This window comes from Pseudomonas asplenii, from assembly GCF_001293465.1.
Taxonomy (GTDB): Bacteria; Pseudomonadota; Gammaproteobacteria; order Pseudomonadales; family Pseudomonadaceae; genus Aquipseudomonas; species Aquipseudomonas fuscovaginae_B.
The window spans coordinates 136,598-154,180 of sequence record NZ_JSYZ01000023.1; the positions used below are offsets into that span (position 1 = coordinate 136,598).

16 protein-coding genes are annotated in these 17,583 nt (G+C 60.7%); 12 read left to right on the forward strand and 4 right to left on the reverse strand.

The window, feature by feature from the left end; all coding sequences use genetic code 11:
- Positions 1-471 precede the first annotated feature (471 nt).
- Positions 472-1,272: a helix-turn-helix transcriptional regulator gene (locus PF66_RS26460; protein ID WP_054058103.1), complete on the forward strand. Its 801-nt coding sequence runs from the start codon at positions 472-474 to the stop codon at positions 1,270-1,272.
- A 2-nt stretch (positions 1,273-1,274) separates the two neighbouring features.
- Entirely contained in the window at positions 1,275-2,717 is a 1,443-nt protein-coding gene (locus PF66_RS26465; RefSeq protein WP_054058104.1) for an efflux transporter outer membrane subunit, read from the forward strand.
- Between the two features lie 38 nt (positions 2,718-2,755).
- On the opposite strand, the gene PF66_RS26470 is transcribed toward PF66_RS26465, so the two are convergent.
- A complete protein-coding gene (locus PF66_RS26470) occupies positions 2,756-3,706 on the reverse strand; it encodes a LysR family transcriptional regulator (protein ID WP_054058105.1) in 951 nt (316 codons plus the stop codon).
- Between the two features lie 201 nt (positions 3,707-3,907).
- Here PF66_RS26470 and PF66_RS26475 point away from each other — a divergent pair, with 201 nt between their 5' ends.
- From PF66_RS26475 to PF66_RS26515, 9 genes are all read left to right on the forward strand, one after another.
- Entirely contained in the window at positions 3,908-4,792 is an 885-nt protein-coding gene (locus PF66_RS26475; protein WP_054058106.1) for a TauD/TfdA family dioxygenase, read from the forward strand.
- 165 nt (positions 4,793-4,957) lie between these two features.
- The gene (locus tag PF66_RS26480; RefSeq protein WP_054064282.1) at positions 4,958-5,773 is read left to right on the forward strand and encodes a helix-turn-helix transcriptional regulator; all 816 of its coding nucleotides are present in this window, start codon (positions 4,958-4,960) and stop codon (positions 5,771-5,773) included.
- Between the two features lie 584 nt (positions 5,774-6,357).
- The gene (locus PF66_RS26485; protein ID WP_054064283.1) at positions 6,358-7,698 is read left to right on the forward strand and encodes a diaminobutyrate--2-oxoglutarate transaminase family protein; all 1,341 of its coding nucleotides are present in this window, start codon (positions 6,358-6,360) and stop codon (positions 7,696-7,698) included.
- Between the two features lie 540 nt (positions 7,699-8,238).
- On the forward strand, positions 8,239-9,069 hold the full coding sequence (locus PF66_RS26490; RefSeq protein ID WP_054058109.1) for a helix-turn-helix domain-containing protein: 831 nt from the start codon (positions 8,239-8,241) through the stop codon (positions 9,067-9,069).
- A 72-nt stretch (positions 9,070-9,141) separates the two neighbouring features.
- Complete coding sequence (locus tag PF66_RS26495) at positions 9,142-9,369, forward strand: hypothetical protein (RefSeq protein ID WP_054058110.1); 228 nt, start codon at positions 9,142-9,144, stop codon at positions 9,367-9,369.
- Positions 9,370-9,751: 382 nt separating this feature from the next.
- Complete coding sequence (locus tag PF66_RS26500) at positions 9,752-10,849, forward strand: carboxynorspermidine decarboxylase (protein ID WP_054058111.1); 1,098 nt, start codon at positions 9,752-9,754, stop codon at positions 10,847-10,849.
- 29 nt (positions 10,850-10,878) lie between these two features.
- Entirely contained in the window at positions 10,879-12,123 is a 1,245-nt protein-coding gene (locus PF66_RS26505; protein WP_054058132.1) for a saccharopine dehydrogenase family protein, read from the forward strand.
- Positions 12,124-12,354: 231 nt separating this feature from the next.
- Complete coding sequence (locus PF66_RS26510; protein ID WP_054058112.1) at positions 12,355-12,570, forward strand: tautomerase family protein; 216 nt, start codon at positions 12,355-12,357, stop codon at positions 12,568-12,570.
- 52 nt (positions 12,571-12,622) lie between these two features.
- Positions 12,623-13,333 (forward strand): SDR family NAD(P)-dependent oxidoreductase, encoded by a 711-nt coding sequence (locus PF66_RS26515; protein ID WP_054058113.1) that lies wholly within the window; start codon positions 12,623-12,625, stop codon positions 13,331-13,333.
- A 28-nt stretch (positions 13,334-13,361) separates the two neighbouring features.
- Here PF66_RS26515 and PF66_RS26520 read toward each other — a convergent pair whose 3' ends face one another.
- Together PF66_RS26520 and PF66_RS26525 are read right to left on the reverse strand one after the other, a co-directional pair.
- Positions 13,362-14,915, reverse strand: a complete 1,554-nt coding sequence (locus PF66_RS26520; protein WP_054064284.1) for an ATP-binding protein — start codon at positions 14,913-14,915, stop codon at positions 13,362-13,364.
- Between the two features lie 85 nt (positions 14,916-15,000).
- Positions 15,001-15,639: a glycoside hydrolase family 25 protein gene (locus PF66_RS26525; RefSeq protein WP_054064285.1), complete on the reverse strand. Its 639-nt coding sequence runs from the start codon at positions 15,637-15,639 to the stop codon at positions 15,001-15,003.
- A 309-nt stretch (positions 15,640-15,948) separates the two neighbouring features.
- Between PF66_RS26525 and PF66_RS26530 the strand changes: the two genes are divergently transcribed.
- A complete protein-coding gene (locus tag PF66_RS26530; protein ID WP_054064286.1) occupies positions 15,949-16,989 on the forward strand; it encodes an alpha/beta hydrolase family protein in 1,041 nt (346 codons plus the stop codon).
- On the opposite strand, the gene PF66_RS33320 is transcribed toward PF66_RS26530, so the two are convergent.
- A complete protein-coding gene (locus PF66_RS33320) occupies positions 16,975-17,400 on the reverse strand; it encodes a GNAT family N-acetyltransferase (RefSeq protein ID WP_241494450.1) in 426 nt (141 codons plus the stop codon). The two genes, PF66_RS26530 and PF66_RS33320, sit on opposite strands and share 15 nt — an antisense overlap.
- Between the last annotated feature and the right edge of the window lie 183 nt (positions 17,401-17,583).

The following is a 17,583-nucleotide window of genomic DNA, read 5'->3' on the forward strand; positions in this document are numbered from 1 at the left end:
AATCCAGGCGGTGATCCCTCGATCACCACGCGCTGTCGGCGAAGACGACACGATGAGCAGGCGCTGATAGCTGGCGTACTCATCCGGGCCAGTGTGGACGGATTCGCCGGCCACGGCTTGCTCGAATCCCCCGAGTACATCAGCCCAATTCGCTGTAGGAAATCAGCTACAAACCTGGGTAAGACAATTCGGCGCAGCAACCAAACCGATCAAAATAGTTTTTAAAAATCAAAGAGTTATTTTTCATACTCAAACAGTGGCGGCCCTGACGCCGGGGCTTTCATCTCCAGCAATGCCCGCGCAGCCCAGGGTTTTTCCATGTCATTTTGTGTCCCGGTTTTCCATTACAGACGCCAGACTGATGTATAAGATTAAATCCGGTCCGTAATCCTCTTCAGGGAGAAGAGGCTTGCTTGCAAACACGGATGCCAGAGCACTCCCGCCCGGGTCCGGCTCAAGGATGATGACGATATGAGTCTTGGCAGTAGCATGACGAACCTTGAAAACTCCCACTTCTACTGTGAACTGGGGGAGCTGATTTCCAGTACCGGCAACGATCACTTCGCCGCCAACATGCTGCGGCTGGTGGACAAGCTGGTGCCGGTGGACCTGGTCGAACTCAGCGAGTGGACACTCGACGAGCGCCAGGCCAGCGTGCTCGATATCAAGCCTCTGGGTTGCGCCGCCCTCGAACAGGACCCTGCGCCCGCCGCCGTACTGCACCATCACGACAACAGTCCGCTGCTGGAAAGGATGACCGGGATGGACGACTCGCTGCTGATCCAGATGAATGCCGGTAGCCGAGGCACCCGGGACAACAACCACCAGTGCAACCTGGTCTCGCGCACCGCCAATCGGCGCTGGGTCATCTCGTTCTGCCGCCCGCAGGTGCGGCCGGTGTTTTCCCTGAGCGAACTGTCGTTCCTCAAGAACCTCTCCGATACCCTGCTGCCACTGACCGAACGGCACGCCTGGATCAGCCGGCAGACGGCTGCGAGAGCCGTGATGAATACCCCGCCCGCGGCTGACGTCGAGCTGGAACACAAGCCACTGGAGCAGGCCTTCGACGAGCGTCTGGCGCTGGAGCAGGTCGTGCTCTCGGCCAGGGAAAAGGAGGTCTGTCTCGGGCTGCTCAGCGGCGGCACCATTCCGCGCCTGGCCGAACAGCTTTGCGTGAAGAACAGTTCGATCGAAACCTACCTCAAGCGTGCCGCCAGCAAACTGGGTGTCAGCGGCCGACACGGACTCGCACGATGGATGGCCCGAGCGTGAAAATGAACAAGTCGCCGATCCCCCTGCTGCTCATGGCACTGCTGCTCGGCGGCTGCTCGCTGATACCGGAGTATCGGCAACCCGCTTCGCCCAGCGCCGCCCAGTTTCCGTCGGGGCCGGCCTACGCAGCGCCATCCGCGGCCGACGCCCAGGTCGCGGCGGGCGCCGACTGGCAACAGGTGTTCCAGGACCCGTCGATGCGCCAGCTGATCGCCCAGGCCCTGGACAACAACCGCGACCTGCGCGTGGCCGCGCTGAACGTGGAAGCCTTCCAGGCACAGTACCGGATCCAGCGGGCCGACCTGTTCCCGGCGGTGTCCGCCAATGGCAGCGGTACCCGCCAGCGCGTACCCGGCAGCCTGACCGGCACCAACAAGTCGGCGATCACCTCGACCTATTCGGCGAACCTGGGCATCAGCGCCTATGAACTGGACCTGTTCGGCCGGGTACGCAGCCTCACCGACCAGGCGATGGCCAACTACCTTGCCACCGAGGAGGCCCGCCGCAGCACCCACCTCAGCCTAGTGGCGAATGTTGCCAACGCCTACCTGACCTGGCGCGCCGACCAGGAACTGCTGGCGCTGAGCCGCAAGACCCTGCAGGCCGACGAGGAAAGCCTGAGCCTGACCCGACACAACCGCGACGCCGGCAAGATGTCGACCCTCGATACGCTCCAGGCCCAGACCAGCGTCGAAAGCGCCCGCGCCAGCGTGGCCCGCTACCAGCGCCTGGTGGCCCAGGACCTGAACAACCTGACCCTGCTGGTCGGCGGACCGGTGCCCGATACCCTGCCCGGCCTGCCGCTGGCCAATGACCTGGTCGCGCAGGTCCCGGCGGGCCTGCCATCGGATCTGTTGCAGCGGCGCCCGGATATCCTCCAGGCGGAATACAAGCTCAAGGCGGCCAACGCCAATATCGGTGCGGCCCGGGCGGCGTTCTTCCCCAGCGTCACGCTGACCGCCAGCACCGGCACTTCGAGCAAGGAACTGTCCGGACTGTTCGAGGCCGGCTCCGGCGGCTGGACCTTCCAACCGCAGATCAACCTGCCGATCTTCAACGCCGGCGCCCTGCGGGCCAGCCTGGATTACGCCAAGTTGCAGAAAGACATGCTGGTGGCGCAGTACGAGAAATCGATCCAGACCGCCTTCCAGGAAGTCGCCGATGGACTGGCGGCTCGCCAGACCTACCACGAACAGCTCAGTGCCCAACGCGACCTGGTGGAGGCGACGCAGACCTACTACGACCTGGCCCAACGCCGCTATCGCACCGGAGTCGACAGCAGTCTGGTATTCCTCGACGCCCAGCGTTCGCTGTTCACCGCCCAGCAGGGACTGATCAACGACCGGTTGGCGCAACTGGTGTCCCAGGTCAACCTGTACACCGCACTGGGTGGGCCCTGGGCACAGCCGGCCAACAACCTGGCACTGTCCGATGCGCGACGCTGAATCCGGGGGGGCGGCCCCGCTCACGCTGCCGCCCTCTTTCAGTCCAGAAATTCCATGTCCACCCGATCGATCTTGGGGACGTTTTCGCAAAGATGGTTTTTCAGCATCCCCAGCATCTTGTTGTCACGAGCCCGGTCGGGCCAGACCAGATAGTAGCTGTCGCCGGTACGCACGGCTTTTTTCGATGGCAGCATCAGGGCGCCCTTGAGCAATTCGTCGCCGACCAGCGCCAGGTCACCGATGGAAATGCCATGCCCCTGGATAGCGGCGGAAATGCCCAGTTCCAGAGTGTCGAAGATCTTGCCCTTCTGCCAGGACACGGCCCCGATCAGCCCGGTACTTTCCAGCCAGCGCTGCCAGTCGCGACGGTCCCGGGAAGGATGAATCAGTCCGGCGGAGAAAATATGACCGCCCTGTAGTTCCAGGCGCTCGATCAGTTGCGGAGAACAGACGGGGACCAGCCACTCGTCAAACAGCTTGATGTAGTTCCAGTCTCCCGGAAACACACCCGAGCCCAATAACACCGCACAGTCGAAAGGCTCTGAGTCGAAGTCGACGAAATCGACATCCATCCATTCGCTGGTCAATTGCACCTGATCGTCGGGATGCAATTCATTGAATCCGTCCAGCACATTCAACAGCCAGCGCATGGTCAATGTGGAAGGCGCCTTGAGTCGCAGTGCCTGTTCCTTGCGCGCGGTGGAGAGACAGGCATGTTCGATGATCCTGAAACCTATTTTCAGTTCCTGGGCCAATAGTCGACCCGCGTCAGTCAGAAAGATCTTCGGTCCCTTGCGCTCGAACAAAGAACAACCGAAGTGTTCCTCCAAAGTTCGAACGTGCCGACTCACGGCACTCTGGGTAATACACAGATGATCCGCCGCAGTGGTAAAGGAACTGAAACGAGCCGCCAGTTCAAAAGCGCGCAAGGCGTACAGCGGCGGCAAGCGGTTGAGAACTTCACCGTACGGATCATGATAAATACTCATCCTTACCCATCCCTATTTTCTGTTTTTTCAAGATAAAGAACTGCTGGATAATTTCGAACATTCATAAGAGAGCCAACTAACTATAAGAATCGGCGCACAGACCAATCCCCAAAATACAAATTGCGCACAAAGAGATGCCTGCCGCGATCCCTTTTACCAGCCTGAAACGACCCACGAACTCCACACAGAAGAACACTCGACATGCGCAATTCCACCCTTCTACTGCCCGCTACTACCCTGGCTGAAAAGCTGAGCCCGGAAACCCAATCCACGCTGCTGGATTTCCGCCTGAACAGTAACAAAAGCGGTTATATAGTCCTGAAAAATCAGCCCATCGGCGACATCCCCCCAACTCCAACGGATCGTTCCGCGCTAGATAAGAAGTGCAACATCAGCGAACAAACAATTCTATCAGCAACAAGCATACTAGGGGAGCCAATAGGCTATATTCAAGAGTCTGACGGAGCTCTCGTAAACAATTTTTTCCCGCAAAAGAAGTTCTCCGCACAAGCAACTTCCGACAGCTATGACACCGAACTCGACCTGCACACCGAGAATGCCTTCCACGACCAGTCGCCGGACTATCTGATTCTCCTCTGCCTGCGTCAGGATCCTGCTGCACAAGCCATCACCTATATCAGTTCGGTCGATAACATTCTCGATCGCCTGAGTGCTGCGGATATCGAATTCTTTCAAACCGAAAAATATAACTTCCTTTCTGATTACGGCGTGAAAGAAAAGAACTGTCGAATCGATATAAACAGGAAGCAGACCGTGCTGTACGGCAATCCGCAATGGCCCTCCTTCCGTTTCGACCCGCACTTCATGGTCGCCGCCAGCGGCCTGGCGCAAGACAAGATGCAGCAGCTGCGCCGCGTGGCCTGGGAAGTGGCACAGCCGGTGGCCCTCCAGGCCGGTGACCTGCTGGTGATCGATAACCGCAAAACCGCCCACGCCCGCAGCGCCTTCTCCGCGCAACTCGATGGGCGCGATCGCTGGATTCAAAGAACCTTCGTCATGTCCACCGAGCACACCACGCCAGCTCGCAAGCACAAGCCACGGCTGACGCTGGTAACACCTTCATGAAGACGACGGACCTGGACCACGGGGTGCCGGACGACAGCCTGAAATCACTGGCGGCGTGAACAATTCATTGTGCCGTGGCAAGGGGCATTCGCTGTTCATGCCCCCTCTATCGGTAATGAGTTTTTATGCCTTAAACAGAAAAATGGCGACACACGGGTAAAGTCGATGAACGCACAGAAGTTGTTCCCACACATTGGAAAAGTTATTGCAAGTACCGGCAGCAGCCACTTTCCGCGCCTGCTTCACGATCTGATTCTGACCCACCTCCCAGTGGACGCCACGCATATTACCCAGTTCCCTGCAGAACCGGTCGGCAATCTTTCAGACAACCTCTCGAAAGTATCTTTCGACAATAAAAATCGTGACACAAACTGGACCTCTGCAGACACCTCCCCGCCGATCTCATTGACTGACGACTTGCTCGCCGGATACAACTCGACACAACGCCTGGCCAGCTTCGCTACTTGCCGACAGAGCATCCCCCAGGAGCATGATTTCTCTTCAGACAATTCCGCTGAACTGCACTTGAGCAGCAACAAGAAAGACTACCGCTACGTTATCTCGCTGTATCGCTGCAATCCTTCGCAGCACTTTTCAGCACAGGAACGCTCCTCCCTGCATAACTTCTCCCACTTGCTGCTGCCCCTGGTGGAAAAACATATCAGCACCATTCGCCAACCCGCCCGTCGCCGCGAGGAACCGGTCTTTGATCTGGATGGCCAGTACCACCGTGGTATCGAAAGCCTGCGCCAGCGCTTCGACCTGCGCCTGTCCCAGTCCGGCTTGAAACTGTCATCGCGGGAAACCGAAATCTGCGTCGGCCTGCTCGCCGGCCTGACCGGGCCAGAGCTGGCAAAACACCTGGGCCTGGGGGTCAATACGGTGGAAAGCTACCTCAAACGGGCCGCCATCAAGATGGGAATAAGCGGGCGCCATTCGCTGATCCGCTGGATGCACGCCAGCGAACGCACTGCCGGGTGACTCACGCAGGCCACCCGGCGGGCCATCCCGCGGGCGCCTTGCGCAGTACCCGCAGAACGCTCGAAGTCGCTGTATCGATGCTGCCCCTAGAGTCTGAAAGAACCCTTTCGCTACAACTTTGCAAATGAATTTCTGCTGAACGATTTTTCTCCCCATCAGCCTTGCGGGACTTTTCCAGGCCTGGAAAGTTCCACTTCGCTGATGACATCCCAAGTCTTTCCCGTCTATACCCGAGAGCCCCCTGGCGGGCACACCGGACAGCCAGTCTAAATCCCTCCCGTCAGCTGGCATGAAATAACCGGGCGACTGCCATCCAATACCGGGACAACTTCCCGATGAAACATTTGCACGCCCCTCTACAGCATCGCAAGATCATGAATCGCCATCTGTTCATCGAAGCCCGCCCGGCTTGAATCAAACCGGCCTTATCGATACCGGCGGCGACCCGGCTGTCGCTCGACAGTTGCAGGAATACATGAGCGTTACATCACTCGACTGAACCTTCATTCGGGATTTGTTATGCGCGAGCAGCGCTATCTGTTGGCAACCTGTTGTTTCACCAACCGTCATAGGGTGATCAAGTAATGGAAGAACTCAGCTACCTCAGGAAAGTCGAGTCGAATGCGCGCACTTATGCAGCGACATTCCAGCAACTGTTCGTCAGCGGCAAGGGCATGCGGATCAGGGACGCCCATGGCAAGGAATACATCGATTGCCTGTCCAACGCCGGAACCCTGGCCCTGGGCCACAACCCGCCGCCGGTCAAGGCCGCAGTCATGGAGTTCCTCGCCGGCGATCACCTGCAGCAAGGCCTGGATCTGGCGACGCCGGCCAAGTACGCGTTTGTCCAGGAACTGTTCTCACTGCTGCCCGACGCCATGCGCAACACCAGCAAGATCCTGTTCTGCGGCCCCACCGGCTCGGATGCCGTCGAAGCCGCCATCAAGCTCGCCCGCCACTACACCCGGCGTTCGGCCCTGATGGCGTTCCAGGGCGGCTACCATGGCATGACCGCCGGTGCCTTGTCGGCCATGGGCAATCTGCGCCCCAAGAGCAACCATGGCATCATCGCCCAGGACACCCACTTCCTGCCCTTCCCCTACCGCTTCCGTTGCCCTTTCGGCACCAGCGGCGAACACACCGAGCAGTTGTCCATCGACTACATCCGCAATGTGCTCTGCGACCCCGAGGGCGGCGTGACCAAGCCGGCGGCGGTGATCGTGGAAGTCATACAGGGCGAAGGTGGCTGCATCCCGGCCTCGGCCAACTGGCTGAGGGAACTGCGGGCAATCACCCTCGAACAGGAAATCCTGCTGATCATCGATGAAGTCCAGACCGGTCTCGGCCGAACCGGCACCACCTTCGCCCTGGAACAGGCGGGCATCGTCCCGGATATCCTGGTGTTGTCCAAGGCCATCGGTGGCGGCTACCCACTGTCGGTTATCGTCTATGCCGACCACCTCGACACCTGGGGCCCGGGCACCCACGCCGGAACCTTCCGCGGCAACCAATTGGCGATGGTCGCCGGCGCCGCGACCATGCGCCATATCCGCGAAAACCGACTGGAGGCCAACGCCTCGGCGATGGGCCAGATACTCGAGAATGGCCTGAAACAGATTGCCCAGCGCCATGACTTCATTGGTGACGTGCGCGGGCGTGGCCTGATGCTCGGCGTCGAAATCACCCGCCCCGGCGTCGGCGGGCGTGCGGGCCCGGGTGATGGCCAGCGCGCACGGGAGATCAAGCTCAACTGCTTCGAGAACGGTCTGGTGATCGAAACCGGTGGCCGCCACGGTGCGGTGCTGCGCTTGCTGCCGCCGCTGAACATCACCGAGGCCGATATTGGCCAGGTGCTCGAGCGCTTCGAACAGGCGGTACGCAAGACCTGCGACAAACGCCGGCACGTGCTCGGCGAGATCGCCTGACCCCCGGCTCCAGCAACCCACGATCCAGCCCGGATCCCCGCCATGCCGCCGCCGTCCGGCGCGGCAACATTCAACAGCGTTCAACTTCGTACGCGAACGTCATGGATGGCAGGGGTTCGGACCATTTTCCTTGCGCAGAGGTTGTACGCATATCCATACATAGAGAAGGAAAAATAACAGTTCTTCATGTAAGCGATGACTTACAACAATAACCCTGTAACAAAAATGTCATCTCTTAGTCCAGTCCTTCCGGCCAGAAATATTCTTTCAAATCAATACATTGATATTCCCAAAAGGTCTTCCCAGGGAGCGCTTCCACCCTTTTGAATATATTCATCATATAAAGAGCCAGGTTTTTGGCGTCGATTCCGCGTCTTTTCTGTCCCAGAATTCCGCTACAGACACTCGATTCCCATATGGATTCAAATTCACTCCAATTGCTGAATCGCTTCGTGAAGTCGTAGGAACGTAGGGCTTGCACCGTATGGCAACGGTCTTTGGAAGGTTGCCAGGGTGCTGCACCTGAACAGGTAAACAGGAATGAACCGAACCAGCAGTATCCTGAATTTGGAAAGTGCCCGCTTCTATCACGAACTGGGCGAACTGGTCCTCAATGTAGGTCAGCAACACTTCGCCGAGGGTCTCTATCGCCTGGTCACGCAACTGGTGCCGGTCAATGCGGTGGAGTTGAGCGAATGGACCGTCGACGACCGCCAGGGCCGTGTCGTCGACATCCGCCTGATGGGCGGGGCCGGCGAGCCGGAAGACATTCCGCCGCCGAGCAACGTCAGGCACCCGAGCGAACACCCGCTGAGCAAGGACATCCTCGAGATGGATCACCCCTTGCTGATCCAGGTGAACGCCAGGCCTGCCGTGGCCGGCAGACCGCGCAGCCATGCCGAGTACCACCAGTGCTGCCTGGTGTCGCTCAAGAGCAACCGCCGCAGCCTGATCTCGCTGTATCGCCCGCTGCACCAGAAGACCTTTTCCCTGACGGAACTGTCGTTCCTCAAGAGCCTCTCGGAAACGCTCCTGCCGCTGATCGAGCGCCATGCCCAGATCACCCGCCAGTCGCTCCAGAAGCTCGGGACCTGGCTGCCCAACCCGGCCGCGGAAAACGAACTGACGTCTCTGCAGCGTGACTTCAAGGAACGCCTGGCGCTGTGCGACATCACCCTGTCGGTCCGCGAGCAGGAGGTCTGCCTGGGCCTGCTCAACGGCGGCACCGTGCCGGAGATGGCCGAAAAGCTGTGCGTCAAGAACAGCTCCATCGAAACCTATCTCAAGCGCGCTGCCGCCAAGCTGGGGGTCAGTGGCCGGCATGGGCTGGCCAAATGGATGGTCGGTACCCCGGTGCCCATGCAGGCCTGACAGTCACCCTTGCGTTTACCCTGCCGCCGCTCTGCGCACTCGTGCAGGCGGGTCCTTACTGGAGCGACAACCATGAGCAAGTTCGAGCCGGGCCAACACGTAAGACTGCGTTCGGGAGGGATCCGGATGGTGGTCAAGCAACCCGCCCAGGCCGGCCAGTTGCCGGACAGCACCCTGGTGCACTGCGAGTACCAGGCCAAGCACCGTACCGTGCAGGGCTTCTTCGCCGAGGCCAACCTGGTGCACGTCGGCACTGCGCCGCAGCGAAGGAGCGACCCTCAGGAACGCCCCGAGTCCTGAACCACCCGACCCGCCGCCTGGCGAGCTGCCACGGCGCCATCCGTCAATCATGATATCGTCACAATCCCCAGACACAATGATCGCAGTCAAAGGGATTTGACCCATCTGCCGAAAGCCCGCTCCTGAACCAGGCGGGCTTTTCGCTTTTCATGCACCCGGAACACGGATGCCTCGGGCCGCAGCCCGGCGTCCTGTCCGTCAAGGGCCGTGCGCACCAACGAAAACCAGGGCGCGGCAGGCCTGCGTCACGCTGCGTCCAGGCTGCCCGCAGAGCCGTGCGAGTCACTCAATGGGCGAAATACACCCGATAACCTTTCGATATGAACCAACTAAGGGCACAATGCGCGTCCTTTTTTTGGCTAGCCCTGCCGGAGGCCTCGAAATGATCAAGACGCCGTACTACCTCATCGACAAGCAGAAACTGCTGGTCAACCTGCAGAAGATCGCCTACGTGCGCGAACAGTCCGGGGCCAAGGCGCTCCTGGCGCTCAAGTGTTTCGCCACCTGGTCGGTGTTCGACCTCATGCAGCAATACATGGATGGCACGACGTCCTCGTCGCTCTACGAGCTCAAGCTCGGCCGCCAGAAGTTCGCCGGCGAAACCCATGCCTACAGCGTGGCCTGGGCCGATGACGAAATCGGCGAAATGCTGGAGAACTGCGACAAGATCATCTTCAACTCCATCGGCCAGTTGCAGCGCTTTGCCCAAGCCTCGGCGGGCAAGACCCGCGGTCTGCGGGTCAACCCGCAGGTGAGCAGCTCCGACTACCTGCTGGCCGACCCGGCCCGGCCGTTCAGCCGCCTGGGCGAATGGGACCCGGCGAAGATCGAGCAGGTCATCGGGCAGATCTCCGGCTTCATGTTCCACAACAACTGCGAGAACGGCGACTTCGGCCTGTTCGACCAGATGCTGGGCACCATCGAGGAACGCTTCGGCCACCTGCTGCACAAGGTCGAATGGGTCAGCCTGGGCGGCGGTATCCATTTCACCGGTGAAGGCTATGCCCTGGATGCGTTCTGCGCACGGCTCAAGGCGTTCTCGCAGAAGTACGGCGTACAGGTCTACCTGGAGCCGGGCGAAGCGGCGATCACCCAGAGCGCCTCGCTGGAAGTCACCGTGCTCGACACCCTCTACAACGGCAAGAACCTGGCGGTGGTCGACAGCTCGATCGAAGCGCACATGCTCGACCTGCTGATCTACCGCCTCAACGCCAAGATGGAGCCGAACGACGGCAGCCACACCTACATGGTCTGCGGCAAGTCCTGCCTGGCGGGTGACATCTTCGGCGAATACACCTTCGATCGGCCGCTGGCCATCGGCGATCGACTGTCGTTCATCGATGCGGCAGGCTACACAATGGTCAAGAAAAACTGGTTCAACGGCCTGAAAATGCCGTCCATCGTAGTGAAACAACTCGACGGTAGCGTCGAGACGGTTCGTGAGTTCAGCTACGACGATTACCTGTCCAGCCTCTCGTAAGCTGGCCGTCCCAAGGAGAAATGAGCAAATTGAAGAAGAACGTACTTATCATTGGTGCAGGAGGTGTCGCCAAGGTGGTGGCCCACAAGTGCGCGCAGCACAACGATGAACTCGGTCGTATTGCTATCGCGTCGCGCAACATCTCCAAATGCCAGGCCATCATCGACAGCGTCAAAGCCAAGGGCAGCCTCAAGCAGCCCGCCGACATCAAGGCTTTTGCACTGAACGCACTGGACGTCGAAGCGACCAAGGCGCTGATCCGCGAGACCGAATCGCAGATCGTCATCAACGTCGGCTCCGCGTTCCTCAACATGTCGGTACTGCGTGCCTGCATCGATACCGGCGTGGCCTACCTCGACACCGCCATCCACGAAGAACCGGGCAAGGTCTGCGAGACCCCGCCATGGTATGGCAACTACGAGTGGAAGCACCTCGAGGAATGCCAACAGAAGAATATCACCGCCATTCTCGGCGTAGGCTTCGACCCCGGTGTGGTCAACGCCTATGCGGCCCTGGCGCAGCAACAGTATTTCGACCGCATTGACTCGATCGACATTCTCGATGTCAACGCCGGTTCCCATGGCAAATATTTCGCCACCAATTTCGATCCCGAGATCAATTTCCGCGAATTCACGGGACAGGTGTGGAGCTGGCAGAACAGCCAGTGGACCAGCAACACCATGTTCGAAGTCAAGCGCACCGACGACCTGCCGGTCGTGGGCTCGCAGAACCTGTACCTGACCGGCCACGATGAAGTGCACTCGCTGTCGAAGAACCTCGACGTGCCCAACGTGCGCTTCTGGATGAGCTTCGGCGAACACTACATCAACGTGTTCACCGTGCTGAAGAACCTCGGCCTGCTCTCCGAGAAGCCGGTCAAGACCGCCGAAGGCCTGGAAGTGGTGCCGCTGAAAGTGGTCAAGGCCGTGCTGCCCGACCCTGCCTCGCTGGCACCGGGCTACACCGGCAAGACCTGCATCGGCGACCTGGTCAAGGGCACCAGGGATGGCCAGCCACGCGAGCTGTTCATCTACAACGTGGCCGACCATGAGGACGCCTACGCCGAAACCGACAGCCAGGGCATTTCCTACACCGCCGGCGTACCGCCAGTGGCCGCCGCCCTGCTGGTCGCCCGTGGCGAGTGGGACGTGCAGCGCATGGCCAACGTCGAGGAACTGCCAGCCGAGCCGTTCCTCAAGGCGCTGGACGTGATGGGCCTGCCGACCCGCATCAAGGACGAGCGCGGTGATCGCGCCTGGGACGCTATCGCCTGATCGCTGCCCTGCCGGGCCTCGCCGAGGCCCGCGTAAACGAAAAACGCCCCGGCCGTTGCGGTCCGGGGCGTTTTTCATTCCAGCACCCGGTCGATGCGGGCGCTCTGGCCATTCATTACATGACATTACTAATGATGTTCTTGAAAGCCGATTTATCTCATCCAGGCAACTCAATAGATTGACCCCACTGCCTGCCGGTCATCCCGATCGGCCGGTCACTGGAGAGTTGTCATGCCTTTCGTCAACGTGCGCATCACCCGCGACGGCGTCACCCGGGAGCAGAAGGCCCAGGTCATCGCCGAAATCACCGAAACCCTGCAACGGGTGCTCGGCAAACGTCCGGACCTGACCCATATCGTGATCGAGGAAGTCGACACCGATAACTGGGGCTACGCCGGCATCACCACTACCGCCTACCGCGAGCAGTTGGCCCGGACCTCGTCGTGACCACCGCGCGCCACCGACTGCCCCCTCCTTTACCGACTACAGAGGTTTCATCATGAGCAATGCCAGCAAAGTCGTCGTGATTACCGGCGCATCCCAGGGGATCGGCGCCGAGGTGGTCAAGGCCTTCCGCGCCCTCGACTACCGGGTGGTCGCCACCTCCCGCTCGATCCAGCCGTCCGACGATCCGGACATCCTCACCATCGCCGGTGACATCGGCGAGCCGGCCACCGCCGAACGGGTGATCAGCGAAGGTCTGGCGCGCTTCGGCCGCATCGACAGCCTGATCAACAACGCCGGGATCTTCATCGCCAAGCCCTTCACCGCCTACACCCCGGCCGACTACGCCAATGTGCTGTCGGTGAACCTCAACGGTTTCTTCTACATCACCCAACTGGCGGTCGCACAGATGGAGAAACAGGGCGGTGGTCATATCGTCAACGTCACCACCAGCCTGGTGGATCACGCCGTCGACGGCGTGCCCTCGGTACTGGCCTCGCTGACCAAGGGCGGACTCAACTCGGCGACCAAGTCACTGGCGATCGAATACGCCAAGCGCGGGATCCGGGTGAACGCGGTCAGCCCCGGCATCATCAAGACGCCGATGCACGGCGAGCAGACCCATGCCGCGCTGGGCCGGCTGCACCCGGTCGGGCGCATGGGCGAAGTCGGCGACATTGCCCAGGCGATCGTCTACCTGGAGTCGGCCGGATTCGTCACCGGCGAGATCCTGCATGTGGATGGCGGGCAAAGCGCCGGGCATTGACGGGCGCAACCGGTCACCCGCCCTGCGGTCAGTCCGCCGCCGGGCGAGTGCCGCGGGACAACACCTGCGCCAGGATCTCCGCCAGTTGCGACTGGCTGTAGGGCTTGAGAATCCGCGGCAGCTGGACGGCCATGTCATCCAGGTGCCCGGAGTAACCGGTGGCCAGAATGATCGGCAGTTCCGGCTGCAACTGGCGCACCACCTTGGCCAGTTGGGCCCCGTCCATTTCCGGCATGATCATGTCGGTGATCATCAGGTCGATGCCCGAATGCTGCTCCAGACACAGCAGCGCCTGGGCGCCGGAAGTCGCGCAGAGCACCCGATGCCCCAGGTCCTCGAGCAGCAGCACGGTGCTGTTGAGCACCAGGCTGTCATCATCGACCAGCAGCACCGTCAGCGGCTTGAACAACGGCTGTTGCCGGCCCTCGGCCAATGGGCGAGCTCCCGAGTCGGCCTCCTTGTCCACCGGCAGCCAGAGTTCGGCGGTGGTGCCCTGGCCCCTGGTGCTCTTGAGGACCAGGCGCCCCCCCAGTTGCTCGGCCAGACCGTGGACCATCGACAAACCCAGACCGGTGCCCTTGCCCACCCCCTTGGTGGTGAAGAACGGGTCGGCGGCGTAGGCCAGGGTGCGCTCGTCCATGCCCTCGCCGTCGTCGCTGACCGACAGGCACACGTACTCATCGTGAGGCAGCCTGTCGACCTTGCCGTGAACTTCGGCGGCGATGCGGATGCTGCCACCCGTCGGCATGGCGTCGCGGGCATTGCTCACCAGGTTGAGCAGGGCCAGTTCCAGCTGGTTGATATCGGCATGCACCGGCGGCAGTGCCTCGTCCAGTTGGGTCAGGACCGTCACCTGGCCGCCTGCCGAACTGCGCAACAGCTCGATGAGGTTGTCCAGCAGGAGTGGCAGGCGAACCGCCTCGGTGCGCAACTCCTGGCGCCGGGCGAAGGCCAGCATGCGCTGGGTCAGCGAGACGCCGCGCGCGGTCCCCTGCAAGGCATTGTCCACCAGCCGGGAGAGCCGCACATCACCGTCGACCCGCTTGCTCAGCAGTTCGAGGTTGCCGCGGATCACCGTCAGCAGGTTGTTGAAGTCATGGGCGATACCGCCACTGAGCTGGCCGATGGCCTGGAGTTTCTGCGACTGGAACAGGGCTTCGCGGGCCAGGTCCAGCTCCTTCTGCGCCTGGACCGACTCGGTGATATCACGGGTGATCTTGGCAAAGCCGAGAATCTCGCCGTTGTCGGCGCGGATCGGGTCCAGTATCACATGGGCCATGAACCGCGTGCCGTCCTTGCGCAGCCGCCAGGCCTGCCTCTCGAAGCGCCCTTCGGTCGCGGCAACCGACAGCGCCCGCTGCGGTTCACCGTTGGCCCGGTCCTCGGCGGTATAGAACATGGCGAAATGCTTGCCCACGACCTCCGCCGCCGTGTAGCCCTTGATACGCTGTGCGCCCTGGTTCCAACTGCTGACATGCCCCTGCGGATCGAGCATGTAGATCGCGTGATCGGTCAAGGCATCGACCAACAAACGGAAACGGTCGCCATCGGTCACGCTGCCAGACAGGGGTTGATCGGACATGGGGGCCTCGACGGGTATTTTTGCGTTACCTTACACCCGAGCTATCGGCCTGCCCAAGAAAACCTCCAAAATCCGGACCGGTCCGTCAGACCGTGACCCAGTCAAGGTCCACTTCGCCCTGGATACCGTCCACCAGGCCCTTGCTGCTGTGCTGCCACCAACGCCAGCCCAGGCCTCGACAGCGCCAGCTTTGCGGCAGGACAGGCTCGTCGACCTGCCAATGGGCGACCCACAGCGGGCACTCGCTGAAATCGTAGGACTGCCACGCCACCTGGCGGTCCCAGAAGCCGGCAGCGGTGTAGATGACCGGATGAGCGCCACCGTGCAGTTCCCTGACCAGCGTGACCAGCTGGAACAGGCCGTCGGCCATCTGCTCCGGGGTCGCCTGTTCGTTGTACCGGGCCTCGACATCGATGGCGAAAAGGTCCCGCCCCACCTCGAAATCCACCGCGGCGAGCCGATCGCGGATATTGGCCAGTTGCTCGCCTGGGGTGCAGTTCAAGGCCCTGAAGTAGTGATAGGCCCCCGCCTGCAAGCCGTTGGCGCGCATGCCGCGAAAATTCTCGACGAACCTGGGGTCGGCGTAGGTGGCGCCCTCGCTCATTTTCGCGATCCCATGGGTGACGCCGGCCGCCGCCACCCTCGCCCAATCGATCTCACCCTGCCAGCGCGACACATCGATACCCCGCGCATAGGCGTTGCTGCCTGGTTCCCTGCAACTCATCGTTCTCTCCCATGAGGTTATCAGCCGTCGGATAGTCCGTCGTACCGATGTTTTCATGGGCAGCCGGTGCCAAGGCACTAACGGGATACCGCCCGCTGTTCAAGTTGGAGCACATGAGGTTTGTCGCCCGCTCTTCAGGAACGACAGTCTGTTCCGGGTCCAAAGCGACCACCCACGCCCGGCTGCTACCAGCCAGAAGTGGTCACTGGCAACGGGAAATGCTTGAGTAAGCCGTCACGAAGACTGATATGTTGCTCGCGCCTCGGGCCGCATCCCATCGACGCAGATCCCATCAAGGAAGAAAAAACAATGAAAAAAGTACTCGGCCTCGTGCTGCTGATCTGCCTGACCATACCGGCCTTCGCAAGCTACCAGACCATCGGTTTTCAGACCAGGACGCTGCCGGACGAGGACAATGATCGCCCGCTGGAACTGGTCGTCTGGTACCCGAGCACCACCACCGCCACACCGCAATTGATCGCTGATACCGCGGTATTCGTCGGTGACCTGGCTGTACGCGATGCGCTTCCGGACGCAGGCGCGCACCCGTTGGTGGTGCTTTCCCATGGTTTTCGCGGTAACTGGGGGAACCAGTCCTGGTTGGCCAGCACCCTGGCTCACCAGGGTTACATCGTGGCCGCGGTCAACCACCCCGGCACCACGACCCGCGATCGAGACCCGAAGGCTGCGGCACAGCTGTGGCAGCGGCCCATCGACCTGCAACGGGCCATCGATGCGGTCATGGCTCAGCCGAGTCAGTATGGAGGGGTGGCGAAAGGTCAAATTGCGGTGGTGGGACATTCACTGGGTGGTTGGACCGCGCTGGAAATTGCCGGCGCCCGGTTCGACTCCAAGCGGTTTATCCAGGAATGCGTCACCCATCCGCAACTGTCCAGTTGCAGCGTCTACAAACAGATCAACCCTGACAGCGACCCGGTATCGAAAGCTCGACTGGAAGGTGATCTGAGGGACAAACGCGTCACCGCCATCGTCACCCTGGACCTGGGCCTGTCACGGGGCATCACCAATGAAAGCCTGGCGGCGTTGTCGGTACCGGCACTGGTGATCGCGGCGGGTGCGCCCTCCGAAGATCTCCCTGCACGCTTGGAGTCCGCCGACCTGGCCAAGCGATTGCCATCGGCGACCCGTCGTTATGTCGAGATCCGGGACGCCAGCCACTTCAGTTTCCTGTCGTTGTGCAAACCTGGCGCAATGGCGTTGCTCGAAGCAGACGAACCCGGCGATGGCATCATTTGCCGGGACGGCGATAACGCTCGACCACGGGCGCTGATCCAGTCACAGATCGCCTCGTTGATCACCGAGTTTCTGGCACAGTCATTTCGCAACTGACGGTGGTTGATTCCAAGATGTGTGACCGGTAGGCCCAGGTGGGAAACTGTAAGCCATACCTACAGAACGTGGTGCCGTGTGAACAAAACCAAACTGTGCGTAAAGGTCTTGTGCCTGGCCATCCGCGATAAGGCTGACGTACCCACTTTCAGGGACGTTGGCTTGAATGTATTTAATGATTTCAGCCATGATTCGTTTTCCTAAGCCTTTTCCTTGATGCGCGGGAAGGACGGCTATATCCACAACTTGAAAGAAGCATCCTCCGTCACCGATCACGCGCCCCATTCCCACGGGTAGCGTCCCATAAAGGATCTGAACGGCGAAGAGAGTATTGGGCAGACCTCGTTCAGAGGCCTCATCAGTCTTGCCGCTAAGGCCGGAGCCCGTCCGTAGTGCTTGGTAAGTCTGCACTGACGGCAGTTCCAGTAAACATGAATATGAGGTCATTCGAGCCACCGTCCTAGGCTGTGTACGAAATTGTTTGAAACGCAGGTTAGGCAAGGCAAAAACCGGCGAGGAAGCGCAGTTGACTGGTTGTCAATGAGCATTCCGAGCCGGTTTTTAACGCCGCATAACCAAGTTTCAAGCGATTTC

What these genes read in the sequence shown, in the direction of transcription:
- PF66_RS26475 (WP_054058106.1), top strand. Translation starts at nt 3,908, where the DNA reads ATGCGCAATTCCACCCTTCTACTGCCCGCTACTACCCTGGCTGAAAAG.
- PF66_RS26515 (WP_054058113.1), top strand. Translation starts at nt 12,623, where the DNA reads ATGAGCAATGCCAGCAAAGTCGTCGTGATTACCGGCGCATCCCAGGGG.
- PF66_RS26495 (WP_054058110.1), top strand. Translation starts at nt 9,142, where the DNA reads ATGAGCAAGTTCGAGCCGGGCCAACACGTAAGACTGCGTTCGGGAGGG.
- PF66_RS26510 (WP_054058112.1), top strand. Translation starts at nt 12,355, where the DNA reads ATGCCTTTCGTCAACGTGCGCATCACCCGCGACGGCGTCACCCGGGAG.
- PF66_RS26490 (WP_054058109.1), top strand. Translation starts at nt 8,239, where the DNA reads ATGAACCGAACCAGCAGTATCCTGAATTTGGAAAGTGCCCGCTTCTAT.
- PF66_RS26460 (WP_054058103.1), top strand. Translation starts at nt 472, where the DNA reads ATGAGTCTTGGCAGTAGCATGACGAACCTTGAAAACTCCCACTTCTAC.
- PF66_RS26485 (WP_054064283.1), top strand. Translation starts at nt 6,358, where the DNA reads ATGGAAGAACTCAGCTACCTCAGGAAAGTCGAGTCGAATGCGCGCACT.
- PF66_RS26465 (WP_054058104.1), top strand. Translation starts at nt 1,275, where the DNA reads ATGAACAAGTCGCCGATCCCCCTGCTGCTCATGGCACTGCTGCTCGGC.
- PF66_RS26500 (WP_054058111.1), top strand. Translation starts at nt 9,752, where the DNA reads ATGATCAAGACGCCGTACTACCTCATCGACAAGCAGAAACTGCTGGTC.
- PF66_RS26480 (WP_054064282.1), top strand. Translation starts at nt 4,958, where the DNA reads ATGAACGCACAGAAGTTGTTCCCACACATTGGAAAAGTTATTGCAAGT.
- PF66_RS26525 (WP_054064285.1), bottom strand. Translation starts at nt 15,639, where the DNA reads ATGAGTTGCAGGGAACCAGGCAGCAACGCCTATGCGCGGGGTATCGAT.
- PF66_RS26520 (WP_054064284.1), bottom strand. Translation starts at nt 14,915, where the DNA reads ATGTCCGATCAACCCCTGTCTGGCAGCGTGACCGATGGCGACCGTTTC.
- PF66_RS26470 (WP_054058105.1), bottom strand. Translation starts at nt 3,706, where the DNA reads ATGAGTATTTATCATGATCCGTACGGTGAAGTTCTCAACCGCTTGCCG.
- PF66_RS26530 (WP_054064286.1), top strand. Translation starts at nt 15,949, where the DNA reads ATGAAAAAAGTACTCGGCCTCGTGCTGCTGATCTGCCTGACCATACCG.